General features: G+C 33.1%; 17 protein-coding genes and 2 pseudogenes. 5 read left to right on the forward strand and 14 right to left on the reverse strand.

The genetic code is table 11. The features are described 5' to 3' along the window. The coding region (locus V7056_RS15365; RefSeq protein WP_499703304.1) for a hypothetical protein at positions 1-379 on the reverse strand (379 nt) is incomplete at its 3' end. A 324-nt stretch (positions 380-703) separates the two neighbouring features. Between V7056_RS15365 and V7056_RS15370 the strand changes: the two genes are divergently transcribed. Next, entirely contained in the window at positions 704-1249 is a 546-nt protein-coding gene (locus V7056_RS15370; protein WP_499703305.1) for a MerR family transcriptional regulator, read from the forward strand. A 185-nt stretch (positions 1250-1434) separates the two neighbouring features. Here V7056_RS15370 and V7056_RS15375 read toward each other — a convergent pair whose 3' ends face one another. Together V7056_RS15375 and V7056_RS15380 are read right to left on the reverse strand one after the other, a co-directional pair. Then, complete coding sequence (locus V7056_RS15375) at positions 1435-2211, reverse strand: YdcF family protein (RefSeq protein ID WP_499703306.1); 777 nt, start codon at positions 2209-2211, stop codon at positions 1435-1437. A 132-nt stretch (positions 2212-2343) separates the two neighbouring features. Continuing rightward, on the reverse strand, positions 2344-3000 hold the full coding sequence (locus tag V7056_RS15380) for a hypothetical protein (RefSeq protein WP_499703308.1): 657 nt from the start codon (positions 2998-3000) through the stop codon (positions 2344-2346). A gap of 203 nt (positions 3001-3203) precedes the next feature. Here V7056_RS15380 and V7056_RS15385 point away from each other — a divergent pair, with 203 nt between their 5' ends. Next, positions 3204-3293 (forward strand): IS3 family transposase, encoded by a 90-nt coding sequence (locus tag V7056_RS15385; protein ID WP_499703338.1) that lies wholly within the window; start codon positions 3204-3206, stop codon positions 3291-3293. A gap of 9 nt (positions 3294-3302) precedes the next feature. Here the strand turns inward: V7056_RS15385 and V7056_RS15390 are convergent, their stop codons facing one another. The 6 genes from V7056_RS15390 to V7056_RS15415 form a co-directional block, all read right to left on the reverse strand. Further along, positions 3303-4649, reverse strand: a complete 1347-nt coding sequence (locus tag V7056_RS15390; protein ID WP_499703309.1) for a GntP family permease — start codon at positions 4647-4649, stop codon at positions 3303-3305. Positions 4650-4668: 19 nt separating this feature from the next. Continuing rightward, on the reverse strand, positions 4669-6213 hold the full coding sequence (gntK, locus tag V7056_RS15395) for a gluconokinase (protein ID WP_499703310.1): 1545 nt from the start codon (positions 6211-6213) through the stop codon (positions 4669-4671). Beyond that, the gene (locus V7056_RS15400) at positions 6210-6938 is read right to left on the reverse strand and encodes a GntR family transcriptional regulator (protein WP_499703311.1); all 729 of its coding nucleotides are present in this window, start codon (positions 6936-6938) and stop codon (positions 6210-6212) included. Before V7056_RS15400 ends, gntK begins: the two co-directional genes overlap by 4 nt. 883 nt (positions 6939-7821) lie before the next feature. After that, positions 7822-8718 (reverse strand): LysR family transcriptional regulator, encoded by an 897-nt coding sequence (locus V7056_RS15405; RefSeq protein WP_499703312.1) that lies wholly within the window; start codon positions 8716-8718, stop codon positions 7822-7824. A gap of 233 nt (positions 8719-8951) precedes the next feature. Beyond that, complete coding sequence (locus V7056_RS15410; RefSeq protein ID WP_499703313.1) at positions 8952-9290, reverse strand: hypothetical protein; 339 nt, start codon at positions 9288-9290, stop codon at positions 8952-8954. A 560-nt stretch (positions 9291-9850) separates the two neighbouring features. Next, positions 9851-11077, reverse strand: coding sequence for an RtcB family protein (locus V7056_RS15415; protein ID WP_499703314.1), 1227 nt, complete (start codon positions 11075-11077; stop codon positions 9851-9853). A gap of 519 nt (positions 11078-11596) precedes the next feature. On the opposite strand from V7056_RS15415, the gene V7056_RS15420 reads away from it, so the two are divergent. Further along, positions 11597-11803, forward strand: a complete 207-nt coding sequence (locus V7056_RS15420; protein ID WP_499703315.1) for a helix-turn-helix transcriptional regulator — start codon at positions 11597-11599, stop codon at positions 11801-11803. Further along, positions 11800-12231 (forward strand): hypothetical protein, encoded by a 432-nt coding sequence (locus V7056_RS15425; protein WP_499703316.1) that lies wholly within the window; start codon positions 11800-11802, stop codon positions 12229-12231. The genes V7056_RS15420 and V7056_RS15425 overlap by 4 nt, the downstream gene beginning before the upstream one ends. A gap of 389 nt (positions 12232-12620) precedes the next feature. On the opposite strand, the gene V7056_RS15430 is transcribed toward V7056_RS15425, so the two are convergent. Beyond that, positions 12621-13424: an FxLYD domain-containing protein gene (locus V7056_RS15430; RefSeq protein WP_499703317.1), complete on the reverse strand. Its 804-nt coding sequence runs from the start codon at positions 13422-13424 to the stop codon at positions 12621-12623. A gap of 202 nt (positions 13425-13626) precedes the next feature. Next, positions 13627-14024: pseudogene (locus V7056_RS15435) on the reverse strand (sigma factor-like helix-turn-helix DNA-binding protein). A 94-nt stretch (positions 14025-14118) separates the two neighbouring features. Here V7056_RS15435 and V7056_RS15440 point away from each other — a divergent pair. Continuing rightward, positions 14119-14406: a hypothetical protein gene (locus V7056_RS15440; RefSeq protein WP_499703318.1), complete on the forward strand. Its 288-nt coding sequence runs from the start codon at positions 14119-14121 to the stop codon at positions 14404-14406. Positions 14407-14637: 231 nt separating this feature from the next. Here the strand turns inward: V7056_RS15440 and glnA are convergent, their stop codons facing one another. The 3 genes and pseudogenes from glnA to V7056_RS15455 all read right to left on the reverse strand — a co-directional run. Continuing rightward, positions 14638-15972 carry a type I glutamate--ammonia ligase gene (gene glnA / locus V7056_RS15445; protein WP_499703319.1) on the reverse strand — a complete coding sequence of 445 codons (1335 nt, stop codon included), beginning with the start codon at positions 15970-15972 and terminating at the stop codon, positions 14638-14640. A gap of 109 nt (positions 15973-16081) precedes the next feature. Continuing rightward, positions 16082-17383 carry a glutamine synthetase family protein gene (locus tag V7056_RS15450; protein ID WP_499703320.1) on the reverse strand — a complete coding sequence of 434 codons (1302 nt, stop codon included), beginning with the start codon at positions 17381-17383 and terminating at the stop codon, positions 16082-16084. A gap of 57 nt (positions 17384-17440) precedes the next feature. After that, a pseudogene (locus V7056_RS15455) lies at positions 17441-17506 on the reverse strand (MerR family transcriptional regulator); the annotation flags it as partial.

Genomic DNA, 17506 nt, shown 5'->3' on the forward strand with positions numbered 1-17506 from the left:
ACTCAACTGTTTTTCCATCAACATTGTATCTGATTACTTTACAGTGAATCTTTATTGAATCGTATTCTGGATGCTCCATCATAAAAGAATAGTTATTCAACAAAGTCCTTGAACCATAGATAATTTCTTTATGTAGCCATTGTGTATTCCATTTATTAAATTTAATTGCTAGTCCATACCATTGCTTATCTCTAATTAAACTCAATTCGTCTTTTGTTAAAGTTTTAATGACAGTTGATTCTTTTTTACTCTGTTGAACAAAAAGTTTGTTTATCGAACTTCCTAATTTGCTGAAATTCACAACGATCAATAAAAAAACAATAAATAAAGCCATTTTATGACTAGTTCTAAGTTTCTTTCTTCTTTCTACCACTTCCATAACTAGGTACACTCCCACAACATAAATCCTATTTTATAGATATTAAATAATAAAGGTGGATAATCCTTTTTATGGAACAAATTATGGTACTTATGGAACATTTGACTTTACTGTAATAAAAAAGTTGACTAATACATTTTTTAATGACATGGGTTTGCCATATTTTTTTCGTAGGGAATGGAATCACTGGGTAGCTTTTAGCTAGATTTGTTGAAGAAGGTTAAACTAATAAAAAATATAAATTCACACCTATTGCAACTGACGTAACGTCAGGTTATATAATTTACTTGTCGACAATCAAATCGTATGAAATGAGGTGAAAGCATGCTAAAAACCTCTTGGAAAATTGGTGAGCTTGCAAGCCAGTGTGGAATAACAGTAAGAACACTCCATCATTACCACCAAATAGGTCTATTAGTGCCATCTGAATTTACTGATGCTGGTCATAGGCTATATACAAAGGCTGATGTATCAAAACTTCAACAGATATTATCTCTAAAGCAGTTGGGTCTTTCATTAGAAGAAATATTTAACATTCTTATAAATCCTGATTATGATCCAATACTTGTAGTTCAATCTCAACTCGATATCATTAATGAACAGATAAAGTTAAAGGTAAAGCTGCGCAATGAGCTTGAACAGTTGAAATCAATTATGTCATTAAACAAAAATATTAGTGCCGACCAAATATTAAAAATAATGGAGTTGATCCGAATGAATGAAAGTAATTATTTAAAACCAGAGTTAGTAGAGAAGTTGAGAGCTTTACTCGATAGCCTTCCGGAAGAGAAAAAGTTAAAGATGAAAAAGATGCTTCCGCTTGTTGATGCAACAAAAATACAAGCACTACAGAAAATGAATTTAAAATAGAATAGTAACGAATTTAATCTATAAAATGAATCAAAAAAACGGGACGAAAAGTGCACTTTCCATTCCCGTTTTTTGCTAGTAGGACGATCAGGAAGTGTATTAGCTAGAATAATATATATGATTAAATTTGCGATTTTGCTTCATAAAAAAACCTCATTTTAAAGTTTCAAATGAGGTTTTTCTAGTTATAAATATTGATTTATTATTGTCTTCACAATACCAAAGTACTCACGAATGAAGTAATTAATTCTAACTAAAATAGGAGATTTCCCTCCTAATCCAAAACTCTCCAAACCTAACTCTTTACCAATCATTTTAGCTCTTACTATGTGATAATCATTTGTGACAATTAATACAGTTGGTTCTGTAACGCCTAATTGTTTAATGATCTGTTTTGAAAATTTAAGATTTTCATATGTTGTAGTTGATTCACTTTCATAATATATTCGGTTTTCTGCAATTCCTTTATTGGTTAAATACCTTCCCATAGCCTTAGCTTCAGAAATCGTTTCCCCTTCACCTTGACCACCTGAAACAATTACTGGTAGATTCTTATTCTTTAATAAAAATTGTTTTCCTGCTTCTAATCTAGTTTCTAGAGTCTTCGAGGGAATGTCCCCATGTAGCCCAGCCCCAAGTATAATTACAAAGTCAATATTTTTAGAATCAACCTTCTTACTTGCTTTAGCCTCTAAAATGATGAAAGATTCTATTATGAAAAAAGAAATTAGAAATATACTATAAATTACTGCGGTAATCTGACTAATCACCTTAAACATTCGATTTCCTGATATTTTAGCTTTTTTTAAAAATGTTAAAATTAGAAACAAAACTGAGAAGTTACCTATTACAAATAACACACCAAAACTATTTCCAAATACTGCTAGTAAAGCCATCATTATTAAAAAAATTAATAGATAGATCGTTTTACTCTGTTTAATTCCTCTTATTAAAAATTCCATTCATTACCTCATCCCATATGTACATTCTATAGCTGTTAATCTTTTTTATTTTACCAACTTACAGCTTAAAATTATAGGAAATCGTTATATATTTTCTATTTACTTTCATGGAAATTGAATAGGAAATTTCTTTTAAAGAAAATATGGATTTTCTAAATCATCATTATTAATGACTACATCCGCTGTTATTTGAGGTAAATGCTCCTCTAAATACATTCTAGAAGCAGCATGATACCTATTAATAAACATTTCTTCTGCTTTATCATAGCTTCCAAAATTTCCTTCTTCTCTTCTAGCCCCTCTTTTTCTAGCCATTTCAAAATCAGTATGAATAAATATTTTATAATCAAATAGATCGCTAAGCTCCTTTTTGAATAGGAAAGTACCATCAATAATAAAAATCGAATTTTGATTAGCTACTTTTGATTCCGTGCTTACAAATTCGTCTTTTTCTAAATCTAAAGACATTGTTTGATAATGAAGGTTTCCCTCTTGCCCTAATGGAATTAGAAGTTTTTGCTTAAACGAATGATAATCGTGAGCATCCTCGTAATAACCAATAGCTGATTCCTTACCTTGTCTATATCGTACCTCTCTTGGATTATGGAAATGATCTATGCTTGTCCTAACCACATCCATCTTTCTAAGTTGGAGTTCCTCCATCAGTTCATTCGCAAGTGTGGTCTTTCCTGAAGCTGTTATCCCGCTAACTCCTACTCTAAGAGGATGAGATAATTTTAAATGTAAAATTCTATTAGCTAATTCCGAAATTAATTCATTTCTTAACATATATACCCCACTTTCAAATCATATTCTATTTATTACTTTTCAATTTAAAATAGAAATATCCTTTTTCAATTAGCCATTCATCTAGTACAAGAAAAAAGAGTAACGAAAGGAGTCGATCATTGTTTGACAAACGAATGCGTTAATTCAATGCTATAAGAATTTCAATTTACCGTTATCGTTTTGAGACCTGATGATTGGATAAAATGGTAGAAAATTACATAATGTTCTATAACAATAAACTTTTTCAAAAAAAAAACCTTAGCCCTACGAAATATAGGGCTAAGGCGTTTTGATTATTAACTTTATACGAATAAACTTAGTAATAGAATAAATCCTAATCCACAAACTGAAATAATTGTCTCTAGTAAAGTCCAAGTTGCGAAAGTTTCTTTCATACTTAATCCAAAATACTCTTTAAACATCCAGAAACCTGCGTCATTAACGTGTGATGCTATTAAGCTACCAGCACCTGTTGCAAGAACGACTAAAGCAAGGTTTACATCTGTTTGACCTAGCATTGGGATCACTAAACCTGCAGTTGTTAAAGCTGCAACAGTTGCAGAACCTAATGAAATTCGTAATATTGCCGCGATGATCCATGCTAGTAAAATCGGCGATATTGAAGTGCCGTTGAATAACTCGGCTACATAGTCACCTACACCACCATTTATTAAAACTTGTTTGAAGGCACCGCCGCCTCCGATGATTAATAACATCATACCAATATGTGTAATGGCCGTTGTACAAGAATCCATCACTTCTTTAATTGGTATTTTTCTAGCCAATCCCATTGTATAGATTGCAACTAGTAATGAAATGACCATTGCAGTACCGGCATTACCAATTAAGCGGATCGCCACTATTAAGCTTGTATCTTCAAATCCCATTGTTTTTTGCAGTAAAGTAATAATTGTTGCAATTGACATTAAAATAACAGGTAGTAAAGCAGTAAACACACTGATTCCAAAACCAGGAGTTTCTTCAAGTTTAAATGTTTTCTGTTCACCTAAAGAGGCAATATTCCCCATTTTAGTGAAAGATGCAGGTACTAGTTTTTTAGCAAGCTTTGTAAATAAAGGACCAGCGATAATCACTGTTGGAATCGCAATAATAAAACCATAAAGTAATACTTCACCAAGATTTGCACCATATTCACCTGCGATTACAGTTGGACCTGGGTGTGGCGGTAAGAAACCATGTGTTACAGATAATGCTGCCGCCATTGGAATTCCTAGATATAAAATAGAAACTTTTAATTGTCTTGAAATTGCAAATACGATTGGAATTAATAATACTAATCCTACTTCAAAGAATAAAGCAACCCCGATAATGAATGAAGCAGCAACTACTGCCCATTGAATATTCTTTTCACCGAATTTGTTAACAAGCGTCATTGCAATACGTTGTGCGCCACCAGAATCTGCGATCAACTTACCAAGCATTGCACCAAGTCCGAAGATCAGTGCTAAATGACCAAGAGTTGCCCCTAATCCAGCCTCTATTGTAGTGACAATATCGTCTGGTTTCATTCCAAGTGCTAATGCAACACCAAATGAAACGATAATTAACGAGATAAACGTGTTCAATCTTAACCCCATAATTAAAATAAGTAATGCTACAATTCCTATGGCTACAATAACCAATGGCATGATAATTCCCCCCGAAAATTTATTTATATTTATTAATTAAACCTCTTTGATAATTAGCAATCCTTGTATAATCTGCCTCTAATACTCTTGATAAGTTTATAAAAATTGGCAGTAACTGTCTGTACTCTTCTGCTGCGTCTTCCTTAGGCAAATGTTTATGAGTACTACCGACCATTTCAGAAACTACTTCAAAAGAATCAATTTCCCCTATTGCATAAAGACCTAAAATGCACGCACCTAGACAAGAACTTTCATAGCTTTCTGGTACAACAACTTCTAGGTCAAAAATATCTGACATCATTTGACGCCACACATCTGACCTTGCAAATCCACCCGTTGCTTGAATTCGAGTAACCTGACCTTCCATGCATTCAATTAAAGCTAAAAATACCGTGTATAAATTGTAAATTACACCTTCAAGTGCAGAGCGAATCATATGCTCCTTCTTATGCGCCATCGTCAAGCCGAAAAACGAGCCGCGAACATCAGGATTCCATAATGGTGCACGTTCACCCGCTAAGTAAGGATGGAATAATAACCCATCTGCTCCTGGTTTTACACCTTCAGCGATCTTTGTCAGTACTTCATATGGATCAATGCCTAGTCTTTTTGCGGTTTCTACTTCTGACGCGGCAAATTCATCTCGAATCCAACGAAAAATCATCCCACCATTGTTTACTGGTCCACCAATAACCCAATGTTTTTCCGTTAATGCGTAGCAAAATATTCGGCCTTTTTCATCTGTTTGTGGTTTGTCAATAATGGTTCGAATTGCCCCACTTGTCCCTATTGTGACTGCAATTTCTCCTTTTCGAATCGCATTCACACCAAGATTCGAAAGTACTCCATCACTTGCACCAATTACAAATGAAGTTTGTGGATCAATCCCCATTTGTTTAGCCATATCAGGATTACAGTTTGTATAAATATCAGTTGTAGGTACAAGCTTTGATAGTTGTTCAGATGTGATTCCCGAAATCTTTAAGGCTTCCTCATCCCAATCTAGTGTTTTAAGATTCATCATGCCCATGGCTGAAGCAAGTGAATGGTCAACAACATATTGGTCAAATAATTTTTTAAATATATATTCTTTAATCCCGATATATTTTTTCGCTTTGTTTGCAATCTCTGGTCGTTCATTCACAATCCAAGTAATCTTGCTTAAAGGTGACATTGGGTGAATCGGTGTTCCTGTTCGTTTATAGATTTCATGACCGTTCAATTCATCTTTAATTTTATGCGTCCAGGCTTCACTACGATTATCTGCCCAAGTAATACAAGGCGTTAGCGGCTGATCATTTTCATCCATAACAATCAGGCTATGCATCGCACTGCTAAAAGAAATAAACGAAATCTCTTTTTGTGGATGTTGTTTCATGATTCTAGAAATCGCTTGTATTACTGCTGAAAAAATCTCCTCAGGGTCTTGTTCAGCTGTCGAAATATCAGGTGTGTAGAGTGGGTAACCGATATTCTCTTGTTGGATAACTTTGCCTTTTTTACTAAATAACACGGCTTTTGTGCTTGTCGTACCGATGTCTAACCCTAACATATAGCTATTCATTTTTCTTGGTCTACTCCTTTAGAAAGCATTTGTTGTGACCTCCAAAGGTCTTCTACTTTTCCTTGTACATCATCAAAGTTTTGATGTAATGATTGAATCATAAGGTCTCTATTCTTTGTTGCGATTGCTTCAATATAAAGTTGATGATTCTCAACTATGCGTGGAAAGTCCTCGTATCGTTCCTCGAAACGAACACGCATTGATAAAAGGATAAACGCTTCCATTACCGGTTTAGCATTATTCCAGATCATCGTGATGTAGGAATGATTAATCCCTCGAATAATCGTTTCATGAAATAAAACATCTTGAAATGAAAACTCATCGGCATCTTGATATTTTATAGCCACTTTCATCATTTCGAGAATTTTACTCAGTTCCATTACTAATTCTTTTGTATCTAATTTTACTAATCGCTCAAATACAAACGTTTCAATCAGTAATCGGACATCATAAATTTCTTCTATTTCTTTATCTGTTAATCCAATAACTACTGCACCCATTCGCTCTAAACGAATCAAATTTTCAGATGCTAGTGTTTTTAAAGCTTCTCGAATTGGTGAACGACTCACCTCAAAATCGGCAGCCAATTTATTCTCCGATAAAGTGGTACCGCTTTCAATCAACCCTGAAATAATCTGCATTCTTAACTCATATGTTACGCGATCGCCAGCCGAAGCTTTTGAAAGCCATTTTGCAGGATATAAATAATGGTTTGATTCTTTCATTTGTTCACCCTCTTGTTAATACTAGTATACTTGTATACAAGTATTATATTATTTATTTCTAAAAATGCAAGCGCTTTATTTCAATTTACACAACTTGATCAGAATATTTATACATTATTCTTTCATAATTTTCTAAAAGTATCCCAAACAGAGAGAGTTTAATTAATATAAAACTTTATCTTTAATGTATGAATCTGGTACTAAAAAAACTAAATAATAATAGATTGTCTAATGGCATCACTAGATGAAAAAGTTTCATTTTACACTTTTTCATTCGAATTCAGTTAAAAAGACTAATTCATAAATTCATGAATCAGTCTTATTCTTTTCTATTTTCATTCAGGTTATGAATCAACTTTTTTATCATTTTCCTAGTTCTTCCAGAAAACTATATCACTAAATTTACTATATGCATTAAAAGACTACATAAAAGTAGTCCATTCTCGCTCAATTCATGCATGCGTTAGAACAGTATTTCAGCTCCATGACTTAATAATCACTAAAGTAATATAAATTCTGTTTGTTCCGATTGTACTATGGAGTTAAAACAAACCAGTAATCACTGAATGAAGTGAAATACCTTTCTCTCTGATTACCGTTAACTTTGATCATAAATATTGTAGTTATTTCTCCCCTATATAACACAAAATATTATTATCATATTTGTAAACTTTAAAGGTTTCAAAAAGTCAATCTCCCACGTAGAGACTGACTTTTATTTTCTTGTTTAACTACAATTTCTTATTGAACCATTTTGCCAATTAGAGAAATTTAAAAACTACTAAACACTCGATCTTGTTGTTCTACTAACTAATGCTTTAGTTAAATAAAAAATGTACTTTGTAGACTTTTAATGAATTTTAAACAAAGAAATAGTCACTCATCATTGAGTGGCTATTTCTTTAACGATTTCGATAAATTTTTTACTTATATTAGTAAGTTTTTTGTTTTTTGGATAGATTACCCACAAATCTTTAAAAACATATTCATTATTTTCTTTGTAAGGTATAGATTTTAAAGTCCCACTAATAATGTCCGGATGAAACTTGGCACCTGACTCATGAGAATATACAAATACATTATGTTCTCTAACTGCCTCTGTAAGAATACTCATACTGTTTGTTGTCACCTTGATTTTATTTTTATTCGATTTAATTAACTTAGAATAATAATAATCAGAATAAATTGTATAGCACGCAGTTTCCATATTTAATACATCAGCTTGTGTTACGTACTCTAAATCATATAGAGGGGAGTGTTTTCCTACAATAACATGAACACGATCAGTCCTAATTAAATCATGGTTAATATTTTTTTCATTCTCTAATATCTCTAAATCTTGAGGAAAAAAACAAAAATCATATTCAGTGTGTTTAATTGTTTCCATTATTTGTGGTGGAACTTTTTCCTCGATATCAATTGTTACATTAAGATGCTCAATATTATTTCTGTTCAATGCCCGTTGAAGGACAGATGCGAAAGTAGGAGCAGCTATTATTTTCAAATGAATCTTTTTGTTATTTTTATAATCAAACAGCTCTTCATTTAGCTTACTGATAATTTGTAAGACTTCAATAGCTCTATTAATTAAAATATTTCCTTCTTCTGTAGGAACTGTCCCTTTTCTAGAACGGTTAAAAATTGTTATTCCTAATTCATTCTCTAGATGGGAGATAGATTGACTAAGTCCCGAACTTGTAATATGCAATTTTTCTGCAGCTTTATTTATAGATTTCTCGCTTGCAACTTTCACGATATATTCCATTTGCTCAATATTCATAAATTCTCCTTGAATAATAGTTCACACAAATATTTTTTCTTGCAATTTAAACTATATACAATCTAGTAGTAAAAACTGCTGTATTTCATAATGAATCATCCCGTGGGCAGTTAAATTAGGAGCAGGTTAATCTACTAAGTAGTACGACTATACTGTGAAGTACTTATTATACGATCCTGCCCAAAAAAATGGACTACCGAAGTAGCCCATCGTTGTTCAACTACACCATTACCTTAGTTGAACAATAGCATTTCATCTATTCTTAAAGACATTAAATATTGAATAACAGGTCCTACCACGACTATACCAAAAATAAAAGCACCAATTTTCATTTTTTTAGACAATTTCAAAGAATCATTTAGTTTATAAATAATGTAAGCAATTAATGCCCCAAAAAATGAACTTACTATGCCACGCTTTATAATTACGATAAGGTAATCAAATACTTTTAAAAATTTAAGCTCATCTCCATTATCCGTTGTAATGATTTCATAATGTTCAATAAATAAAATAGCAATTGCAATACCAATTAAAAAGCCATAAAAGAAGCCTTTTCTAATAACTTTTTCCAAATTTATTCCCCCAAGATGTCTTTATATATCAATTATTATAACAGTTCTTAACTGAATATAAATAGAATGCGAAAATGAAAAACGTATGTGTTACATACATTTACACGACGGTTATTGGCAATAAAAAATAGCTCTTCGATTGAAGAGCTTATTTTATTGCTTTTTTATAACGTTCCATCAGTTTTACTTTTGTGCTGACTGTGTTGAAACCTGCCATGTAACACCAAATTTATCTAATACTTGACCGTATAGAGGACTCCAAAAAGTTTCGTGTAATGAAATGATGACATTACCACCATCTTGTAATTTGCCGAATACTTCTTTGGTTGTTTCAACATCACTTATTAAAATAGATAAAGTGGTTTAATCACCAATTTGATAAGGGATACCTGTAAATGTGTCAGAAATCATTAAATCTGTTGAGCCAACTTTGAAATGTGCATGTTAGATACGATTTTATTCTTCATCAGATAAATTTGGATTTTCTTCCCCAGGAATGTCGCCAAATCTTTGAAGAATAAGAGTCTTTGTATTGAATGCATTTTCATAAAACGAAACTATTATTTTTTAAATCTACCAGGTATATATTTTTCACTTGCTTTAAAGTTATAAACTGGTTTAATAAAGCAAGCAATCTCAGATGTTTCTTCAATTTTTTCTAAAATTTCATTCATTGGCTTGTAAGCCATTGGCGCTTCATCAAGCGTTTCTTCAGAAACTGATGTTGTCCAGACACCCTGCATAGATTTATGGAAGTCATCCATGTCTAAGGTTTTCATTGCTTTTGTGCGGCTCAAGATGCGCCCTGCTCCATGTGGCGCTGAAAAATTCCAATCCTCATTACCTTTACCCACCGCCAAAATTGATCCATCTCTCATATTGATGGGAATAATCAGTCGTTCTCCTTTTTGCGCAGAAACTGCCCCTTTTCGTAAAATCAAATTCTCTGTATCAATATAATTGTGCACTGTATCGAAGCGGTCCATCTCCTCAAATCCCATATTCTCTACGATCGCTCTTGCGATTTCTTCGCGGTTAGCTTTTGCGAATGCTTGTGCTAATTTCATGTCGTGTAAATAATTATGGAAGTCCTCGCCTTCTAAATAAGCTAAATCATTTGGAATCACTGGATTTATTTCTTTGTAACTTTTAATTGCTGTTTGGATTTCCTTTTCTCGTTTCTCAGCTTTTAATTGTTCAATAATTTCGGTTAAATCATGAGTACGAAGTTTTGAGATGGCTACTTTTTGATAGTATGTTGCAATCTTTGCCCCAACATAACGGCTGCCAGTATGTATCGTTAAATAATGGCGTCCATCGGAATCAACAGATACTTCGATAAAGTGATTGCCACCGCCTAGTGTTCCCAAGCTATATTGACTTTTATTCTGGCTCAGTATGTGCTTAGCTTTAAACTCTTGAGTAGATGGAAAATTCGTGTTAATCAATCTTGCCGTCTCATCTGTATGGAGCTCATGTCCACTTGGGACGTATGTTCGAATGACGTGATCAAGCTTATTAAAATCAACATAATTATCTTGAAGCTTGACAGTAAGGACACCGCAACCAACATCGACACCAACTAGGTTAGGCACTACCTTATCTTTTAACTGTATGGTCGTACCGATCACACAGCCTTTTCCAGCATGATAGTCTGGCATGATACTAATCTTTGTATCCTTTAAAAAAGCTTGATTACATAGCTCTTGTATTTGTTCAATCGCTGTTTCCTGCGGATAATTTGAAAATACCTTTGCTTCTGTTTGCGTACCAGTTATAGTTATCACTAGCTTGCCCTCCTCTAAACGCAGATTATCAATAGGCTATCATTTAAAGTACATTCTGACAACGTGTTTCATGCGACAGTATATGAGTAAAAAAACTGTTTGATGATAGTAGTTCCTTTACCTTCCTCAATAGACCATCAATAAAAAAAACTCAACGCATTCAGCGTCAAGAGGCGATTTTATTAATATAATGGTGATTCTACTTGATAAAAAGTGTTGATCATTATTTTTCGAATAACTCATTAAATTGTCTATTTCTTTGCCTACTAGTATATCTATCTTGAAAAATAATACTAAAACTAGCTTCTGAATATCGAATTCAAATGTCTCATTTAGAGCAATTAAATAAGAGTCGCCGAAGCAACTCATGCTATTCAAATACCTCGAAGAATGACAATAACATCCCCTCTGGAATTTATAAACTTGTCAAAATGGAAAGTATGCTTGACATTGTTTTTGTTGCACGATATACTCCCATTACAGAAAGTTAACTTTCCATTAAAATAAGGGGTGAACGCGTTGAACAACCGTTTAGAAGAATTCCGTAAGCAACGCGGAATTAAGCAAGAAGAATTAGCAACGGCTCTTGAAGTCTCAAGACAAACGATCGGTTCACTGGAAAATGGTCGTTATAACCCATCTATCCTATTAGCGTTCAAGATTGCTCGTTTTTTCGGTATGAGTATCGAAGAAATCTTTATTTATGAGGAGGATGAAAAAATATGAAAAAAAATATTTCGATTTATTTTCTTACCGTGGTAGGCGTAGCACTATTTGCAGGTGGTCTGTACTTCATCAAAACTATTGAAAATCCACAAGGTCTGCTACGGGCGTTGCCTTATATCTGTGTTGGGCTTGGCTGTAGTATTTTCGGTCACGGTATGGGAGAAATAATCGTCCGAAGTGCTATGAAGAAAAATCCCACTGCAGCAAAACAGCTAGAGATTGACAAGAAAGATGAACGTAATTTGGCAATCGCCAATCGAGCAAAAGCGAAAGCATATGACATGATGGTTTTTGTATTTGGAGCCTTAATTATTTCATTTTCCTTGATGGATATAGATTTAATATTACTTTTGCTTTTGGTTTTTATATTTGTATTTTTCGTTGGTTATAACACATATTACCGTTTCAAGTACTATAAAGAGATGTAAAAATATTTTATACTTTTTTGATATAACCTAAATTTTGCTCCATTTTCATACTATTTAGGATAGGTTTAACTTACTTATATGGGTACAATTTACTTAAATTTTTGTTATTCCTGTTTAACTAACATTTTATGCTCAAATAAAAAAGAGCCACAAATATAACTCATGGTATTGAACAAAATCGCGTGCGTGCGCTCGTTATAAGGGAGTGTATTTTAATTAAAAAGAGCACATCATCTAGTGATATGCCCTCTTTGATAGAATTCTATGTTATTAGAATAAATGATTTTGTATATAGTTTAAATTCACTTTAGGAGTGAACCTAAAGTGAACCATTTTAGTGATATTTTAATAGTTTAAAAAAGGCATCCATATTAGGATGCCTTTACAATTTATTCAGAATCGGAAATGTAATACTCTGCTTCCCATTCCATTTTATCAAACTTAGTTATATCAGTAGAAAACTCAAATAAAACTTTTTGACCAGGTTTCCAAGTGTTTTCATAATAACTACTTTCTGTACCAATCACGACGCCATTTTTATCTATTAAATTAATAGATATATCAAAGCTGTCTAGGTCAGCACCAGAGGTGTTCTCAACAGTAGCATTATATGTTACCCAATCATACTCTGATTTTACTTTATTGAATTTTATATTGTGGACCATTTCATCAATTTTTTTCTTGATTTCATTTTGTTCGTTTACAAGTTGAGCATTAGTTTTTAAATCCCTGAATTGTTCTTCATTTAATTTAAGACCATACTCGTCTACTAAACTTAACAATGCGGTACTTCTATCGTTATATCCTTTAGTCCACATTTCCTCATTTTTTTCTGAATCAACATTATAATATCTAATAGATTCTTCTTGCGATTTCACACCATTTATGTAATTCTCAGCAATTGCTTTAAGCTTAGGATCTTTGAAATCTTTGTTAAGATACTTGTAAAGATTCTTTTCAAATGAAACCAACTTCTCAAAATGCTCAATATCGTCTTTAGGTTTAATTACCTCTTCTTCAACCTTGTCAGCATAATCCCATCTTTTATCTGTTTCTTTTTCAACATCACTAATAAAAGCTGAATCTATTGTTTTTTCTTCTTTTTTTGAAGTCTCCTTAGTACAACCAACTATTAAAATAAAAGAAAATGAAAATAACAAAAATAAAACTGATTTATTACCTAATAATTTCATAAAAATAAGTCCTTTCAAAACTATGTAAATGCCAATGATGTATTTTTGGTTCTTTTAGTAATACTATTGAACCAAATGTTAGCCATTAATAATTATAACTGAATGTAAGTACATGTCGATAAGAAAATTCAGAACAGGTCTTATTACCTAATGAATAATAGTCCAAAAGAGCAACTTACTTGAGCCACTCTTTTGTCATTTTCTAATTTAGTAAACTGTATTCTTCCACAAACTTTATGGTCCTCACTAATTCAGCATGCTTCTTTCTTATATGACTTGAACTATAATTTAATTGTTCAGCAATTTCTTCAAGAGTAAAGCCATCAATATAATTTAATTTTAATATTAAATTGTCTAATCCTTTAAATGTACTAACTAATTTTATTAGCGATTCTTTTTGTTCTGATTTAAAAGCAATCTTATCCTTAATCCGTTCAATCCGTTCTTCTAAATTTGCTCCTAATGAATCACGTTGCAATTTTATTTGGGATAGGTCACCACTTACCCATCTTTTTAATTCTCTTTCTGATGTTCTAAGTTCAATTCGAGATAGGTTATTTCTTCTTCTAATCTTTGATAGTCCTTTAGCCATTCATACAAAGAACAATCACCTACCTTTAATTTTTTGATATTAATTTAAGCTTATCTGGAAAATACTATAGAAGATCATAAATTTGCACTGGAGAAATAAAATATGAATAAAATATTTTCAACTATACTCTTTATCTGTATTTTGAATGGATGTTCATTCAATCACATTAGGGAACAGGATATTAAAAAATATGGGATACACTATGAATATGATAAATTACACAAAATCGGGATTAACGCCATCACTTATGATGAAGATGGAACTATCCATTTTTATGTTGATAAAGTAACTGCACAGACTAAAGATCAAATAGATAAAGAATTAATTAAAATTTTCGGTCGTAAAATAGATTACATTCTACACGAGCAAAAGCTTGAAAGTATTAATTAGAGATAACACATGATTTAACCTTGTTCACATAGGCTGTTTATCACTGCTCCTGTATTCCAGGAGCTCCCTCTTTTTCTAGAAAAGATTATGAAGAATATCTAAATAAAATTTTAAAATAATTTTGGTCAAATTTTGGTCAAATTTTGGTCATATCAATTCCTCAACTTCCACTATAAATTCCGACCAAAAATAAAAACCCCTCAACGCACTCAGCGTCAAGGGGCGATTTTATTAATATACAGACATGTATTGGTCACGTTCCCAAGGGTGAACTTGAGTACGGAAGATGTCCCATTCGATTTCTTTTGCTTCAACGAAGTGTTCAAATAGGTGTTCGCCTAATGCGTTTACGATTACTTCGTCTGTTTTTAATAACTCAAGTGCTGCTGCTAAAGTTGCAGGAAGGTCGATGATGCCAACTTCTTCGCGCTCTTCTTTAGACATTACGTAGATATTGCGATCTACTGGAGCTGGAGCTTCTAATTTGTTTTTGATTCCGTCTAATCCTGCTGCTAATAATACTGATAATGCTAAGTATGGGTTTGCAGCTGGGTCAACTGAGCGTACTTCTACTCGTGTGCTTAATCCACGAGATGCTGGAATACGGATTAGTGGACTACGGTTTCTTGCAGACCATGCTACGTAACAAGGTGCTTCGTAACCTGGTACTAAACGTTTATAAGAGTTTACAGTTGGGTTTGTTACAGCTGTAAAGTTTGGTGCGTGCTTTAAGATACCAGCGATAAAATGACGAGCTGTTTCACTTAAGCCTTGCTCACCAGACTCATCATAAAATGCATTTTTGCCATTTGTGAATAATGATAAGTTACAGTGCATACCAGATCCGTTTACGCCGAATAATGGTTTTGGCATGAACGTTGCGTGTAAACCGTGTTTACGAGCAATTGTTTTTACAACTAATTTGAATGTTTGAATATCATCACATGCTTTGATTGCACCAGCATATTTGAAATCAATTTCGTGTTGTCCAGGTGCTACTTCATGGTGAGATGCTTCAATTTCGAAGCCCATTTCTTCTAGCTCAAGAACGATATCACGACGACAGTTTTCACCTAAGTCTGTTGGTGCTAAGTCGAAGTAACCGCCACTGTCATTTAATTCAAGTGTTGGTTCACCTTTTTCGTCTAATTTAAATAAGAAGAACTCTGGCTCAGGTCCTAAGTTGAAATCTGTGAAACCTAAAGCTTCCATTTCTTTTAACATACGTTTTAAGTTATTACGAGGATCGCCATTGAATGGAGTGCCATCTGGATTATAAATATCACAGATTAAACGAGCTACTTTTCCTTTTTCAGCAGTCCAAGGGAATACAACCCAAGTATCTAAATCAGGGAATAAATACATATCTGATTCTTCAATACGAACAAACCCTTCAATTGAAGAACCGTCGAACATCATTTTGTTGTCTAATGCTTTTTCAAGCTGACTTACTGGGATCTCAACGTTTTTGATAATTCCAAGTAAATCTGTGAATTGAAGACGTATGTATTTAACATTTTCTTCCTTTGAAATTCTGAAAATATCTTCCTTTGTAAACTTAGCCATTAGTAAAGTTCCCCTTTCGTATGTATCAAACAAAATTAGTCTAACACACTATAAAATAGAAAAGTAGAAGTTTTCCACTTTTCTATTTTTTTATTTAAATTTTTAGTGTCTAGCAGTTTAAATATGTTTCTTTTTCCCATTCTGATACACGCAAACGATATGCATCCCACTCATCTTTTTTGTTTTGTAGGAATGAATAATAAACGTGTTTTCCTAATACTTGCTGTAAAAACTCACTGTTTTCTAATTCTGAATATGCTTCTTGTAAACTACCAGGTAAAGTATCAATCCCTTGTGCTTTACGAGTTACATCATCCATTAAATATAAATTTTCAGCTCGTTCAGTTGGAGGAGTTAAATGTCTCTTAATCCCATCTAAACCTGCGGATAATAAAACAGCTAAAGCTAAGTATGGATTTGCAGATGGGTCTGGATTACGCACTTCAATTCGGGTACCTGCTCCACGAGCAGCTGGGATACGAATTGTACAAGTACGGTTACTGCGAGACCACGCTACATATACTGGTGCTTCATAGCCTGGTACTAACCGCTTATATGAATTAACAGTTGGATTTGTTATTGAAGCATTGGCACGAGCATGTGTTAATACACCTGCAATAAATTGACGCGCTGTTTCAGATAATCCAATTGCATCACTTTCATCATAAAAGGCATTACCATTATCATTTCCTAAGCTCATATGACAATGCATTCCTGAGCCATTTTCTCCAAAAATAGGTTTTGGCATAAATGTTGCCACTAAACCGTGATTTTCAGCAATTTTTCTAACTGTATATTTAAATAATTGAATATGATCAGCAGTTTGTAAGCCTGGTGCATATTTCCAGTCAATTTCATGTTGTCCGATCGCAACTTCGTGATGTAACGCCTCTACTTCTAAGCCTAGACGTTGAAGTGATTTTGTAATCTCACGGCGAATCGCTACAGTTTTATCTAGTGGAGCAACATCAAAATATCCACCATTATCATTTGGTACTAGATTATTTCCTTCTTTACTAAATAAGAAGAATTCTGGCTCTGGTCCTACATTAAATGAAGAAAATCCTTGTTCAGTCGCATGGTCGATTGCACGTCTTAAAACATTTCGAGGGTCACCTTCAAATGGAGTTCCATCTGGGTAATAGACGTCACAAATGAATAATCCTACTTTTTCATCTGTATCAACTTTCCATGTACCGAAGTCTGGAAATAACATCATGTCACTTGCTTCAATTTTTGTGAAACCATTAATACTTGAACCATCAAACATGATTTCATTATTCAGTACTTTTTCAATCTGTGTAATCGGTAATTCTAAATGCTTGAATCCCCCTTCCACATCCGTGAAAAATAATTGAACAAATTCAAGACCATGTTCTTCAACACTGTTTAAAATCGTCTCTTTTTTCATTTATATTTCCCCCTGTATAAATATAAAAGTCAGAATAAACCAGTTTTAAATAATAATTTAATGAAAGAATCTCGACATATCTCCCTGTCTTAGTGATGTTTTGCCTAGCTTACCAGTTTGATA

The organism is Bacillus sp. JJ664, from assembly GCF_036962205.1.
Lineage (GTDB): Bacteria > Bacillota > Bacilli > Bacillales > Bacillaceae_G > Gottfriedia.

Bases quoted from the DNA above. Each gene is read 5' to 3' on its own strand.
- V7056_RS15385 (WP_499703338.1), top strand. From the start codon at position 3,204: ATGGTAGAAAATTACATAATGTTCTATAACAATAAACTTTTTCAAAAA.
- gntK (WP_499703310.1), bottom strand. From the start codon at position 6,213: ATGAATAGCTATATGTTAGGGTTAGACATCGGTACGACAAGCACAAAA.
- V7056_RS15450 (WP_499703320.1), bottom strand. From the start codon at position 17,383: ATGAAAAAAGAGACGATTTTAAACAGTGTTGAAGAACATGGTCTTGAA.
- V7056_RS15430 (WP_499703317.1), bottom strand. From the start codon at position 13,424: ATGAAATTATTAGGTAATAAATCAGTTTTATTTTTGTTATTTTCATTT.
- V7056_RS15440 (WP_499703318.1), top strand. From the start codon at position 14,119: ATGAATAAAATATTTTCAACTATACTCTTTATCTGTATTTTGAATGGA.
- V7056_RS15390 (WP_499703309.1), bottom strand. From the start codon at position 4,649: ATGCCATTGGTTATTGTAGCCATAGGAATTGTAGCATTACTTATTTTA.
- V7056_RS15375 (WP_499703306.1), bottom strand. From the start codon at position 2,211: ATGGAATTTTTAATAAGAGGAATTAAACAGAGTAAAACGATCTATCTA.
- V7056_RS15405 (WP_499703312.1), bottom strand. From the start codon at position 8,718: ATGAATATTGAGCAAATGGAATATATCGTGAAAGTTGCAAGCGAGAAA.
- V7056_RS15425 (WP_499703316.1), top strand. From the start codon at position 11,800: ATGAAAAAAAATATTTCGATTTATTTTCTTACCGTGGTAGGCGTAGCA.
- V7056_RS15400 (WP_499703311.1), bottom strand. From the start codon at position 6,938: ATGAAAGAATCAAACCATTATTTATATCCTGCAAAATGGCTTTCAAAA.
- V7056_RS15370 (WP_499703305.1), top strand. From the start codon at position 704: ATGCTAAAAACCTCTTGGAAAATTGGTGAGCTTGCAAGCCAGTGTGGA.
- V7056_RS15380 (WP_499703308.1), bottom strand. From the start codon at position 3,000: ATGTTAAGAAATGAATTAATTTCGGAATTAGCTAATAGAATTTTACAT.
- glnA (WP_499703319.1), bottom strand. From the start codon at position 15,972: ATGGCTAAGTTTACAAAGGAAGATATTTTCAGAATTTCAAAGGAAGAA.